This window comes from Georgenia sp. Z1491, assembly GCF_057652395.1.
Genome location: NZ_CM172729.1, coordinates 3,504,818 through 3,516,863, shown reverse-complemented (window position 1 = coordinate 3,516,863; position 12,046 = coordinate 3,504,818). Strand labels below are relative to the sequence as shown.

Annotated in this window: 12 protein-coding genes; 8 read left to right on the top strand and 4 right to left on the bottom strand. The window is 72.8% G+C overall.

Annotation, left to right across the window (positions count from 1 at the left end; genetic code table 11):
- Positions 1–186: 186 nt before the first annotated feature.
- The 4 genes from AC24HA_RS16250 to AC24HA_RS16235 all read left to right on the top strand — a co-directional run bounded on the left by AC24HA_RS16250 (position 187) and on the right by AC24HA_RS16235 (position 2,133).
- Positions 187–450: a hypothetical protein gene (locus tag AC24HA_RS16250; protein WP_425707598.1), complete on the top strand. Its 264-nt coding sequence runs from the start codon at positions 187–189 to the stop codon at positions 448–450.
- Positions 447–839: a type II toxin-antitoxin system VapC family toxin gene (locus AC24HA_RS16245; RefSeq protein ID WP_425707599.1), complete on the top strand. Its 393-nt coding sequence runs from the start codon at positions 447–449 to the stop codon at positions 837–839. Before AC24HA_RS16250 ends, AC24HA_RS16245 begins: the two co-directional genes overlap by 4 nt.
- Positions 840–968: 129 nt before the next feature.
- Positions 969–1,538: a dihydrofolate reductase family protein gene (locus tag AC24HA_RS16240; RefSeq protein ID WP_425707600.1), complete on the top strand. Its 570-nt coding sequence runs from the start codon at positions 969–971 to the stop codon at positions 1,536–1,538.
- 19 nt (positions 1,539–1,557) lie between these two features.
- Positions 1,558–2,133 (top strand): dihydrofolate reductase family protein, encoded by a 576-nt coding sequence (locus AC24HA_RS16235; protein WP_425707601.1) that lies wholly within the window; start codon positions 1,558–1,560, stop codon positions 2,131–2,133.
- 157 nt (positions 2,134–2,290) lie between these two features.
- On the opposite strand, the gene AC24HA_RS16230 is transcribed toward AC24HA_RS16235, so the two are convergent.
- Positions 2,291–3,457, bottom strand: a complete 1,167-nt coding sequence (locus AC24HA_RS16230) for a hypothetical protein (protein WP_425707602.1) — start codon at positions 3,455–3,457, stop codon at positions 2,291–2,293.
- A gap of 283 nt (positions 3,458–3,740) precedes the next feature.
- Between AC24HA_RS16230 and AC24HA_RS16225 the strand changes: the two genes are divergently transcribed.
- The 3 genes from AC24HA_RS16225 (at position 3,741) to AC24HA_RS16215 (ending at position 5,504) form a co-directional block, all read left to right on the top strand.
- The gene (locus tag AC24HA_RS16225; protein ID WP_425707603.1) at positions 3,741–4,034 is read left to right on the top strand and encodes a type II toxin-antitoxin system Phd/YefM family antitoxin; all 294 of its coding nucleotides are present in this window, start codon (positions 3,741–3,743) and stop codon (positions 4,032–4,034) included.
- Positions 4,035–4,072: 38 nt separating this feature from the next.
- A complete protein-coding gene (locus tag AC24HA_RS16220; RefSeq protein WP_487563549.1) occupies positions 4,073–4,453 on the top strand; it encodes a PIN domain-containing protein in 381 nt (126 codons plus the stop codon).
- Positions 4,454–4,610: 157 nt separating this feature from the next.
- The gene (locus tag AC24HA_RS16215) at positions 4,611–5,504 is read left to right on the top strand and encodes an NADP-dependent oxidoreductase (RefSeq protein WP_425707605.1); all 894 of its coding nucleotides are present in this window, start codon (positions 4,611–4,613) and stop codon (positions 5,502–5,504) included.
- Positions 5,505–5,536: 32 nt separating this feature from the next.
- Here the strand turns inward: AC24HA_RS16215 and AC24HA_RS16210 are convergent, their stop codons facing one another.
- Positions 5,537–5,992, bottom strand: coding sequence for an SIP domain-containing protein (locus AC24HA_RS16210; protein WP_425707606.1), 456 nt, complete (start codon positions 5,990–5,992; stop codon positions 5,537–5,539).
- A 216-nt stretch (positions 5,993–6,208) separates the two neighbouring features.
- Here AC24HA_RS16210 and AC24HA_RS16205 point away from each other — a divergent pair, with 216 nt between their 5' ends.
- Positions 6,209–8,422: a malate synthase G gene (locus AC24HA_RS16205; protein ID WP_425707607.1), complete on the top strand. Its 2,214-nt coding sequence runs from the start codon at positions 6,209–6,211 to the stop codon at positions 8,420–8,422.
- 375 nt (positions 8,423–8,797) lie between these two features.
- On the opposite strand, the gene AC24HA_RS16200 is transcribed toward AC24HA_RS16205, so the two are convergent.
- On the bottom strand, positions 8,798–10,756 hold the full coding sequence (locus AC24HA_RS16200; protein ID WP_425707608.1) for an ABC-F family ATP-binding cassette domain-containing protein: 1,959 nt from the start codon (positions 10,754–10,756) through the stop codon (positions 8,798–8,800).
- A 222-nt stretch (positions 10,757–10,978) separates the two neighbouring features.
- Positions 10,979–11,983, bottom strand: coding sequence for a MaoC family dehydratase (locus AC24HA_RS16195; RefSeq protein ID WP_425707609.1), 1,005 nt, complete (start codon positions 11,981–11,983; stop codon positions 10,979–10,981).
- Positions 11,984–12,046: the final 63 nt, after the last annotated feature.

Below are 12,046 nucleotides of genomic sequence, written 5' to 3'. Positions count from 1 at the left end.
CGTCCAGCACACATCGTCTCTACCGGTGCGCACTTGCTGCCGCCGGAGGAGGACCAGGTGAATCGGCCGCCCGGCCGGAGTGAGGTCTGGATCCCGACGTGGACCAGGGAGATCTCGCCGGCCCATGGTCGACGTGAGTGTCCCGCCCCCGTGGGTCACCGCGGTCGCTGGTGGTACACTGGGGGGATGCCGACCACCCGACCGCGCCATCAGGTCACTGAGACCGACGAGGTGGCGCGCGCACTCGACGTCGCGGCGCGTCGTTGGCCTCGTGAGTCACGCTCCAGGTTGCTGGTGCGGCTGGTCCAGACCGGCAGCGAGGCACTCGAGGAGGAGCGCGCCGGCAGGGTTCGTCGCCGACTCGCTGCGATCGAGGCGACCAGCGGCAGCTACGCGGAGGCGTTCGGGGACGACCACCTTGATGAGCTCCGACGCGACTGGCCTACGTGATCACCCTCGATGCCAGCGTGGTCATCGCCCACCTGCGGCCCAAGGATCTCCACCACGAGGCGGCGACCGCCTACCTGCGCGCACATGCCGACGAGGAGCTGCTCATCCATCCGCTGAACCTCGCCGAGGTTCTAGTCGGCGGAGTGCGCGTCGGCCGCGGGGACGAGCTGCAGGCCGATCTGAACGCTCTCGGGATCCAGGCCGTCGTGCCGCGCGAGGGTGAGCCGCTCCGGCTCGCGACTCTGCAGGTCGAGACCGGTCTGAAGCTGCCCGACTGCTGCGCGCTGAACACCGCCGTGACCTCCGGGTCGGCACTGGCCACGTTCGACGACAAGCTTGCCGAGGCGGCCCGTGCGCGTCACGTGCCGGTGGGTGGTCGGCCCGTGTAGGGACCTGCCCGCGCTCGTCACCGGCCTGCGCGCGCGCCCGCGCAGGAGTATGTTCTGGCGCACCGGCCGCCGGGTCGCCCGGCCACCCGGCCGACGGACGGAGCCGGCACAGGACCGCGAGGGAGCGGCATGGGACGGCTCATCTACTCGATGCAGGTCTCGCTGGACGGCTACGTGCAGGACGAGAACGGCGACTTCTCCTGGGCCGCCCCCGAGGCCGGCGACCATCAGGCCATGAACGACGCGATGGCCGACGTCGGCACCTATCTCATGGGCCGGAAGATGTACGAGATGATGCACGTCTGGGAGACCGACCCGGCGATCGCCGAGGAGGGCCCCGAGGCCGCCGAGTTCGCCCAGATCTGGCAGCGCGCCGACAAGATCGTCTTCTCGACGACGCTCGCCGAGCCGATCACCGCGCGCACCGGCCTTCGGCGGACCTTCGACCCCGACGAGATCCGCGCGCTCAAGGAGGCCTCGGACGAGGACCTCACCATCGACGGACCCACGCTCGCCGCCCACGCGTTGCGCCACGGGCTCGTCGACGCCGTCATGCCCGTCGTCTACCCGGTCTCGATCGGGTCGGGCCTGAGGTTCCTGCCCGACGGCGTCCGCCTCGACCTCGCACTCCGGAGCGACCAGGTGGTGGGGCGCGGGATCGTCTTCCTCGAGTACGAGGTCCTGCACGGCCGGGACTGAGCGGACGGGGGAGAACGCGATGGGCCGCCTGATCTACTGGATGAACGTCTCGCTCGACGGTTACGTCGCGGGCCCGGACGGCAGCCCCGGCTGGGCCGAGCCGAGCGCCGAGGTGATGGCCGCGTTCAACGCCGACACGGCCGACGTGGGCACGTTCCTCTACGGCCGCCGCATCTACGAGCTGATGAGCGTGTGGGAGACCGACCCCACGATCGCCGCCGGGTCGGCCGGCAACGCCGAGTTCGCGCGCCTGTGGCAGGCCGCCGACAAGGTCGTCCACTCCGCGACCCTCGGCGTCGTCCCCACCCGGCGGACCCGGGTCGAGCGGGCGTTCCGGCCCACGGACGTGGAGACCCTCAAGCGGTCGACGACGGCGGACCTCACCGTCAACGGCCCCACCCTCGCCGCTCAGGCGCTGCGTGCGGGTCTCGTCGACGAGGTCGGGATCTATCTCTGGCCGGTGGCCCTCGGCGGGGGCCTGCGGTTCCTGCCCGACGACGTCCGCCTCGACCTGCGCCTGACGAGCGAGCGACGGTTCGCGGGCGGGACCGTCCGCCTGCGCTACGACGTCGTCGGCTCCCGCGCGACCGTCTGACGGCACGCGGCTCCCGCGCGACCGTCTGACGGCACGCGGCTCCCGCGCGAGCGTCTGACGGCACGCGGCTCCCGCGCGAGCGTCTGACGGCACGCGGCTCCCCCGCGAGCGGCTGGTGGCGCGCCGGCCGATCCGCGTGGTCGTCAGCGACCTCGGGTCAGAGTCCGGCGTCCTCGGGACTCAGCCGGGCGCCCTCTGCCCAGGCGCTGACAAGATCCGGGCCGGCCTGACCGAGCGGGCCGACCACGTACTCCAGCTCGTCGGTCGACAGCGGCTCCGCGTCGTCCACGGCGGCCAGGGCCTCGTCCACGCTCTCGACCATCTCGCCGGTGGTGGTGAGGTAGTCCGGGACCTCCAGCTCCGGGTCCACCGTCCCGACCAGCGGCGTACCTACGGCCGCGATCTTCGGGAACACGCTGCCGGGGATCCCCACGGCGACCTCGGCCCGTGCCGCTGCCTCCGCGGACCCCTCCTCGGCGATCTCGAACTCCTCCCAGAGGGACTCGTCCTCACGCGGGTGCAGCCCGACGAGGATCTCGTACCCCTCGTCGCTGAGCGCGTGCGCCGTCTCCAGGAGGAGCTCGGCCCCCGGTGCCGCACCACCGGTCTCGTCCGGGTGCGTCACGCTGGTCAGGATCAGCACGGTGTCCGGCTCCGGTGCCGATTCCGGGGTGTCGTCCAGCTCCGGGACACCGACGACCTCGATCTCGTCCTCGCTGATGCCGAGGTACACCGCGAAGGTCTCCTGCTCGGCGTAGGAGCCGGCCGTCACCGCCGTCAGCCGTGGCCGGACGTCGTCGGCGTACGGGGCCTCCTCGGGCTGGAGATAGGCGGTGCTGCTGGCCACCACCGGCAGGCCATCGAACTCCTGGACCACCTCGGCGGGCCATTCCTCGGCGCCGTTGATCACCAGCAGGTCGTAGTCGAGGGGATCGGCCTCGTCGAGCGGGACGGACGCCACCGCGGACTCCTCGTCGACCTCGGACATGTCGGGGACGATCAGCTCGATCGTCCCGGCCTGTGCCGCGATCTCGTCAGCGACATGCTCGACGTGGTAGGCGCCCCACGGTTCGTTCGTGGCCACGGCGACCCTCAGGCCGGCACCGTCTGCCGCCTCCGGGTCGGCGTCGCTCTCGGCTTCCTCGGTCGCGGCTTCCTCGTTATCGGCGTCCTGCTCGGTGCCGGCGGCGTCCGCGTCCTGGATCTCGGTACCGGTGCCCGCGTCCGTCTCGGTGCCGTTGTCCGCGCCCTCCCCGCAGGCGACGAGGAGCAGGGCGATGGTGGGGACGGCGGCGAGGGCCGTGATGCGGGTTGTGGGTGCCATGGTGCCGGACTGTGCCCCGGCTCCATGAACCGGATGCGAACGCGGGGCGATCGCCTCCTGAACCGCTAGGCGTCGCTTCGCACCTCTGCCGGAGTACGGCTCGTGATGTCACGGAGGCGGGGGTGAGCGACTCGCGGGCCGGAGGGTGCGGTTCATGTGCGACGTCGTGGGGCGAGATCGTCGGCGGCGCGCGCCGGATGGTGTGGCGTCACCAGATCGTCACGTGGACCCGCTAGCAAGCGCCGTCCTCGACGCATCGCTATGAGAACGCTATGCTTTCGCTATGAGTGTGGAGATTCGCCAGTCCGACCTGCGGAACGACAACGCATCGGTCATGCGACGCGTCGCTGAGGGTGAGTCCTTCGTGGTGACGGTCAACGGTCGGCCCGTCGCCGACGTCGTGCCGCACCGGCGTGACACGGGGCGCCGCCACTTCGTGACCGTCTCCGCCGCCGCCGAGGTGCTGGCCGTTGAGCCCGGACCGGAACCGGCGGCGTGGAAGGCCGACCTGCGTGCGGCCGACGAGGTCTTCGGTCCGGACGAGCTCGTCGATCCGTTCGACCGGGCGCTGCGGTGACCGCGGATCAGCCGCGTCGTGCCTTGCTCGACACCTCGGTGCTGATCGACTTTCCGGCCGCACAGGTGGCGGAGGCCGCGGACGAGGTCGCGGTCTCGGCCGTGTCGATCGCTGAGCTGCAGTACGGCGTGACAGCAGCGGCCGACCCGGTCGCCCAGATGTATCGACGCAGGCGCGTGCAGACGATCCTCGAGCACTTCGAGGTGCTCGCCTTCGACACGGCGAGTGCCGAGTACTACGGGGCGCTTGCCGCGCTCGTGCGCCACCACGGCCGCAACCCGCGACCACGACGGATGGACCTGCAGATCGCCGCGACCGCAGCACGGCACGGTCTCCGGCTCCTGACGCGCAACGGTGCTGACTTCCGGGGCCTGGAGTCGGCGCTGACCGTGATCGACCTCGGGGTGCCGGCCGGCTGAGGTCGCGCCGGGCCGCCGGGCCGCCGGGCCGCCGGTCCGCCGGGCAGCCGCTGGAACGTCTCGCGGATCGGGTCTCCGACGTCGGAATGACTCGTGGGCCTCACCCGTTGGCGCCGGTATGAAGGTCATCGGATTGCAGAGCCCAGGCGGACCCGACGTGCTCGAGGTGATCGAGCGCCCCGACCCGACGCCGAGCGAGGGTGAGCTCCTCGTCCGCGTGCACGCGGCCGCCGTCAACCCCACGGACACGACCCGACGGGCGGGGACGGCACGGCGGCCTGCCGGCGACCCGCCGATCGTGCCGGGCATGGACGTCGCGGGCGTCCTGGAGGAGATCGGGCCGGGCGCCGAGACCACGCTCAAGGTCGGGGACCGCGTGATGGGCATCGTCGTGCCGAACGGCTCGCACGGCGGGTATGCCGAGAAGGTCGCGCTCCCGGCGGACTCGGTGGTGGCGGCTCCGCGCGACACGAGCCACGCCGAGGCGGCCTCGCTGCCCATGAACGGCCTCACCGCGCGCCTCGCGCTCGACACGCTGGCGCTCCCGCGCGGCGGCGTCGTGGCCGTGTCCGGGGCCGCGGGGGCGATGGGCGGCTACGCGGTGCAGCTCGCGAAGGCGGACGGGCTCACCGTCGTCGCCGACGCCGCCGAGAAGGACGTCGAGCTGGTCAAGGAGCTGGGTGCCGACGTCGTGCTCGAGCGGGGCGACGAGTTCGCCGCGCGTGTGCGGGAGAAGTACCCCGACGGCGTGGACGGCGCGATCGACGGGGCGCTCCTGCACGCCGCGTTCGTCCCGGCGTTGAAGGACGGCGGCGAGATCGTCACCGTCCGCGGCTACGACGAGCCCGCCGAGCGGGGCGTGACCTTCGCGCCGATCTTCGTCGGAACGTACGCCCAGGAGCGCGCCAAGCTCGACACCCTGCGCAAGCAGGCCGAGAAGGGGGCGGTCACGCTGCGGGTGGCCGCGGTGCTCCCGAAGGACGAGGCGCCCGAGGCGCACCGCAGGCTCGAGGCCGGCGGCGTGCGCGGCCGCCTCGTGCTCGCGCTCTGACCGTCGAGCGTGCCGAGCCACGGAGGTCCGGCTCAGGCCTCCGGGGGCCGGTGCCCCGGGCGCGCCCGGTCCGTGGCGGACCGGGCGCCCTGCCGGTGGTGGTGCTGGTGGATCCGGGCGTGCAGCTCGAGGTGCAGCTCCGCGAGCCGGGGGTTGTCCGAGCCGCCGACCCAGACGACGATCGGCCCCTCGTCGGGTGCGTCGCACAGCCACTCGGACAGCCACGCGCGCACGGCCCGCTCGAGGCGCGCGCCCTTGGGGAGCAGCAGGTGCCCCTCGTCGCCGACGTCCGCACGCGTCAGCCACCGGATGCCGATGCGCTCGGGCGCGACGACGTCGGGCAGGTGCTCGTCGGTGTCGACCTCCAGGTAGACCTGTCCGTAGGCGTTCTCGGGCAGCCGCGCGAGGACCGACCGGATGTAGGGGATGTCGTCGTGCTCGCCGACCAGGAGCACGTGCGGGCTGGGTCCGGCGTCGCAGAGGCACATGACCCCATAGTTAGGTAAGGCTGCCCTCACTGGCAAGGTCGTGCCGGGTCGTGGACGCATCGACCCGCGCTCGGTCGAAACCGGGTTTCCGCTCAGTGGATTATCCTGCTCCCAGGTACCCGGATGTCCGTAGGCTGGTGGTATAGCGGCCGCAGCGAGGGGGCGTGCGGCCCGCCGAGGACACGTATCGCGACATCGAGCCAAGGAGTTCAGAAGATGACGACCGAACAGCCCGCCGACCACGAGCGCTCCACCGCCGAGGACCGGGTCGGGCGCGCGGGCCTCGACGTCTTCGCCCCGTTGGCCGCGTTCGTGGAGGACGAGGCGCTGCCGGGCACCGGCCTCGACGCCGACGCCTTCTGGCAGGGCCTGGCGTCGATCATCGCCGACCTCACGCCGGAGAACCGCCGCCTGCTCACGGTGCGCGACGACCTCCAGGCCACGATCGACCAGTACCACAAGGACCAGCCCGGCCTGCCGGACCCGGTGAAGTACAAGGAGTTCCTCACCGGGATCGGCTACCTCGTCCCGGAGCCGGCCGACTTCACCATCACGACGACGAAGGTCGACACCGAGGTCGCCGACGTCGCCGGCCCCCAGCTCGTCGTGCCCCTGCTCAACGCGCGGTTCGCCATCAACGCCGCCAACGCGCGGTGGGGCTCGCTGTACGACGCCCTCTACGGCACGGACGCAGTTCCCGACGCGGGCGAGCACGCCCGCGGCAAGGAGTTCAACACCGTGCGGGCCGCCGAGGTCGTCCGCCGCGGCCGCGCGATCCTCGACCAGGCCGTCCCGCTGGCCTCCGGGTCGCACGCCGACGCCACGGCCTACCGGGTCGAGGACGGGGCCCTGCGCGTGGACCTGGGCTCGGGGGAGAGCGTGAGCCTCGCCGAGCCCGGCGCGTTCGCCGGGTACACGGGCGACGCGACCGCGCCGGACACGCTGCTGCTGCGTCACAACGGGCTGCACCTGGAGCTCGTCGTCGACCGGTCCGGGGCGATCGGCGCCACCGACGGCGCGGGTGTGCAGGACATCGTGCTCGAGTCCGCGATCACCACGATCATGGACCTGGAGGACTCGGTCGCCGCCGTCGTGCCGGAGGACAAGGTCCTGGGCTACCGCAACTGGCGCGAGCTCGTGCAGGGGACGCTCACCGCGGACGTGACGAAGAACGGGAAGACGTTCAGCCGCGTGCTCAACGCCGACCGCGAGTACACGGCGCCGGACGGCTCGACCCTGACGGTGCCGGGGCGCTCGCTGCTGTGGATCCGCAACGTCGGCCACCTCATGCGCACCGACGCCGTGAAGGACGCCGACGGCGAGGACGTCTTCGAGGGCATCCTCGACGCCGCGATCACGGCGCTCGGCAACCTCCCCGACCTTGCCGGTGAGCGCGCGGGCACGAACTCCCGCGAGGGTTCGATCTACATCGTCAAGCCCAAGATGCACGGGCCCGAGGAGGTCGCGTTCGCGGCCGAGCTGTTCTCCCGCGTCGAGGCGCTCCTCGGTCTCGAGCACGGCACGATCAAGATGGGCATCATGGACGAGGAGCGGCGCACCACCGTCAACCTGCGCGCCGCCATCGCCGAGGCCGCGGACCGCGTGGCGTTCATCAACACCGGGTTCCTCGACCGGACGGGCGACGAGATCCACACGTCCCTGCATGCCGGTCCGATGCTGCCCAAGGGGCAGATCAAGGGCCTGGAGCTCATGGCGGCCTACGAGACGGCCAACGTCGACGCCGGACTGGGAGCCGGCTTCTCCGGCAAGGCGCAGATCGGCAAGGGGATGTGGGCGATGCCCGACCTCATGGCCGACATGCTCGAGCAGAAGATCGCCCACCCGCGCACGGGCGCGAACACGGCGTGGGTCCCCTCGCCGACCGCCGCGACGCTGCACGCCCTGCACTACCTCGAGGTCGACGTCGACGCCGTGCGCGCCGAGATCACCGGGCGCGAGCCGCAGGTCGTGGACCCGATCCTCGTCCCGCCGTTGTCGGCCCACGACCTCTCCGACGACGAGGTGAGCTCCTCGCTCGACGACAACGTCCAGTCGATCCTCGGCTACGTGGTGCGCTGGATCGACCAGGGCGTGGGCTGCTCGAAGGTGCCGGACATCCACGGCGTGGCGCTCATGGAGGACCGGGCCACGCTGCGGATCTCCTCCCAGCTGCTCGCGAACTGGCTGCACCACGGCGTGATCACCGAGGCCGACGTCGACGACTCGCTGCGCCGCCTGGCCCCCGTGGTCGACGAGCAGAACGCCGGCGACCCCGGGTACGAGGCGCTGATCGGCCCGGACGGGCCGGGCGTGGCCTACCGGGCGGCGCGGGCGCTCATCGTCGAGGGCGCGACGCAGCCCAACGGGTACACCGAGCCGATCCTGCACCGGATGCGCCGCGAGAAGCTGGGCGCTGCGCCGCAGGACTGACGGGCGCGGTGCGGTGCGGCACCCGGGGCCGTCCCTTCCTGGGGCGCCGCTCCCTGGGGCCGCCGTTCGCTGGGGCGCCGCTCCCTGGGGCCGCCGTTCGCTGGGGCGCCGCTCCCTGGGGCCGCCGTTCGCTGGGGCCGCCTCGCTCCGGGTCCGCGCCACCTCCTCCACCCCCGGGTTCGCCGAGGCAATCGGGTAGCGCTCGAGTCAGTCCACCGCGTCGACTGACTCGGCACATATCCCGCTGCCTCGGCGCCATAGGAGCCGTTGCACGCCGCCGCTCCCCACCGGTCGGTGGGCAACGCGACCGGTCAGCGGACAGGGGCCGCTGAGTCGTCGCTCAACCCATTGCCCGCTCGTGGTGCGGCCGGTCGGCTACCGCTCCTCGGTGAGGCGGCCGGCGTCCATCCGCCAGCGCCGCGTGGCGCGCACGCCGGCGAGCATGCGGCGGTCGTGGGTCACGAGCAGCACGGTGCCGCCGAACGAGTCCACCGCCTGCTCGAGCTGCTCGACGGCCGGCAGGTCGAGGTGGTTCGTCGGCTCGTCGAGCACGAGCAGGTTGACGCCGCGGGCCTGCAGGAGCGCGAGCGCGGCGCGCGTGCGCTCGCCGGGGGACAGGGAGGCGGCGGGCCGGGTCGCCCGGTCGCCGGCGAGGGCGAACTTGGCGAGCAGGGTGCGGGACGCCTCCGGGTCGAGTCCGGAGGCATCGGTGAACACCCTGGTCAGAGGCTCGTTCACGGCGAAAGTGTCGCGCGCCTGGTCCACCTCCCCGACGACGACGCCGGACCCGAGCGACGCCCGCCCCTGCTCCGGCGCGATCCGCCCGAGCAGCATCGCGAGCAGCGTCGTCTTGCCCGACCCGTTCGCCCCCGTGAGCACGACGCGGTCGCCCCACGAGATCTGGGCGGTGATCGGACCGAGCGTGAAGGTGCCGTGCGGGGGTGGGGCCGTTGGTGTGTGGCCGTTGGCGTTGGCGTTGGCGTTGGCGTCGGCCGGATCCGGGGGTGTGTCGCCGTCGGCCGGTGACGAGGTGACGGGGGCCGTCGGCCCGGATGGCGGGGCCCCGAGGGTGACGCGGGCGTCGTCGAGCGTGGCGACGACCGTCCCCGAGCGCGGCGCCTCCGCGACGCTCATCCGCAGCTCCCACTCCTTGCGCGGCTCGGGGACCTCCTCGAGCCGCTCGATCGCCCGTTCGGTCTGGGAGATCTTCGACGCGAGCTTCTCGGTGCGGGCCCTGGCCGCGTGGATGATGTGCTTGTCGCCGTCGGTGGCCTTCTTACGGGCGTTGCGGATGCCGGTCGACGTCCACACCTTCTGCTGCTGGTGCCGCGCGCGCAGGTCGGCGACCCTGCCCGCGTACTCGTCGTGGGCTTCCCTCGCCCGGCGGCGAGCGAGGGCGCGCTCGGCCAGGTAGGAGTCGTAGCCGCCGTCGTAGACCGTCACCTGGTGCTGGGCGGCGTCGATCTCGACGATGCCGGTGGTGGTGCGCGCGAGGAACTCGCGGTCGTGACTGACCACGACGATGCCCTGCCGCGCCCCGACGACGAACTGCTCGAGCTGCTCCAGCCCCGCGAGGTCGAGGTCGTTGGTGGGCTCGTCGAGGAGCAGGACGTCGTAGCGCTGGAGCAGCAGCACGGCCAGCGACGCGCGCGCCGCCTCACCGCCGGACAGCGTCGTCATCGCGCTGTCGACATCCGCTCCGAGCCCGAGGCGGGAGACGACCTCCTGCGTGCGTTCGGCCAGGTCGGCGCCACCGAGCGCAAGCCATCTGTCGAGCGCCGCGGCGTACCGGTCCTCCGCGCCGCGGCCGGGCTCCGGGGCGGCGAGCGCCGTGGCGGCGGCGTTCATCTCGGCCTCCGCCGGCGCGACGCCGGTGCGCCGGCCGATCATTCCCGCGAGCGTCTCGCCGGGCCGGCGGTCGGGCTCCTGGGTGAGCAGGCCGACGGACGCCGTCGGGGGAGCGAGGAGCACCTGACCGGAGACCTCCGGGCCGCCGTCGGCGGGAGTCCCCGGTGCGCTGTCGGCGGGAGTCCCCGGTGCGCTGTCGGCGGGAAATCCCGGTGCGCCGTCGGCGGGAAATCCCGGTGCGCCGTCGGCGGGAGACCCCGGGCCACCGTCGGTGGAGAACCTCGGTGCGCCGTCTGGGCGGGCCGGCGAGCGAGATGCGCCCGTGCCCGCGGCGGCGAGGATGGCCAGGAGCGTGGACTTGCCCGCGCCGTTCGCGCCGGCGAGCCCCCAGACGTCGCCGGGCGAGACGGTGAGATCGAGATCGGCGAACAGCTCGCGCGGACCTCGAGAGGCGCGCAGACCAAGCGCGCGCAGGGTGGCGGACATGAGGGCAACGGTAGGTCGGCGCCGGGGCGGCACCCAACCGGTTAACCGTCGCCGGACCGGACGTCCGGTGCCGGCGGGACCCCGGCGACGGTCACAGGTTCCGGACGGATCTCCACGCCCAGGTGTCCGACGGGTATCCGCACGGTGTCCGTAGGTGTTCCACAGGATGTTCCGCTTGTCCACGGCTCCGTGCACACGGGTGTGGACACAGGCTGTGGACAGCTAGCCGTCCCGGTCGACCGTCCAGGTGGTCACGGAGCTCGTGAGGTGGACCTTGCCGCGCCTCGGGTCCCATACCACGGCCCGGGACGTGATCGGACCGTGAGGTGCGTCGCCGGCCGGCTGTTCGCCGTCGGGGGTGCTCCGAGAAGGCTCCGATGCGTCCGTGACCTGCGCAAATGCCACCCGTGCGGGAATGATCACGGGGCTGCCGAAGTCGACGTCCCAGGCGGTGGCGCCGGGTCGACCCATCGCGTGCATGGCCCGGGCGGCCGTGTACATGCCGTGCGCGATCCGCCTCGGGAACCCGAACGCACGAGCGCCCAGCCAGGACGTGTGGACAGGATTGCGATCCCCCGAGACCTGTGCATATGTGTGGATGTCGGACTCGGAGACCGCCCAGAGGGCCTGCGGCCGCTCGGGCAGGTCGACGGTCGGTCGCGGCTCGGGAGCCGGCCCTCGCTCGAGTCCGTCCGGAACCGATCCCTTGGACAGGTACGACGCCCGGCCGGACCACACCGCCTCGCCGTCGAGGGTCCGGGCGAGCACCGACAGCTCGACGGTCGTGCCGCGCCGGTGCTCGCGCGCGTCGTGCGCCCAGGCCGTGAGGGTGAGCTCCTCCCCGAGCTCGACCGGGCGCAGCTGCTCGATCCGGTTGGCCACGTGGATCGCCCCGAGCGGGGAGAACGGGAAGTCCGCCCGGGCCATGAGGCTGACCGCCAGGGGGAAGGCGAGCACGTGGACGAGGCCCGGCGGGACGGTGTCGTCCACGGGCGCTCCCAGCAGGTGCTGGTACGCCGTGAGGTGCTCGGGTTCGGCGCGCACGGGGCCGGCAGTGAGCGCGACCTCGGGCAGCCCGGCGGCCGAGCGCGTCGCGAGGACGGCCCGCGCGGAGCGCGCGAGCACCGCCAGGTAGGTCTCGCCCAGCGGCGGCACGTCGCCGACGTCCTCGATCCGGTACGACGACGGCGGCCCGGCGTCCGCACCCTCGAGGGTCGAGAACCGCACGCTCGACGACCTCGGGGTGGGGTTCGTCGTCGGGGCGCCGTCCCCTATGGACTCGGGGGTCGG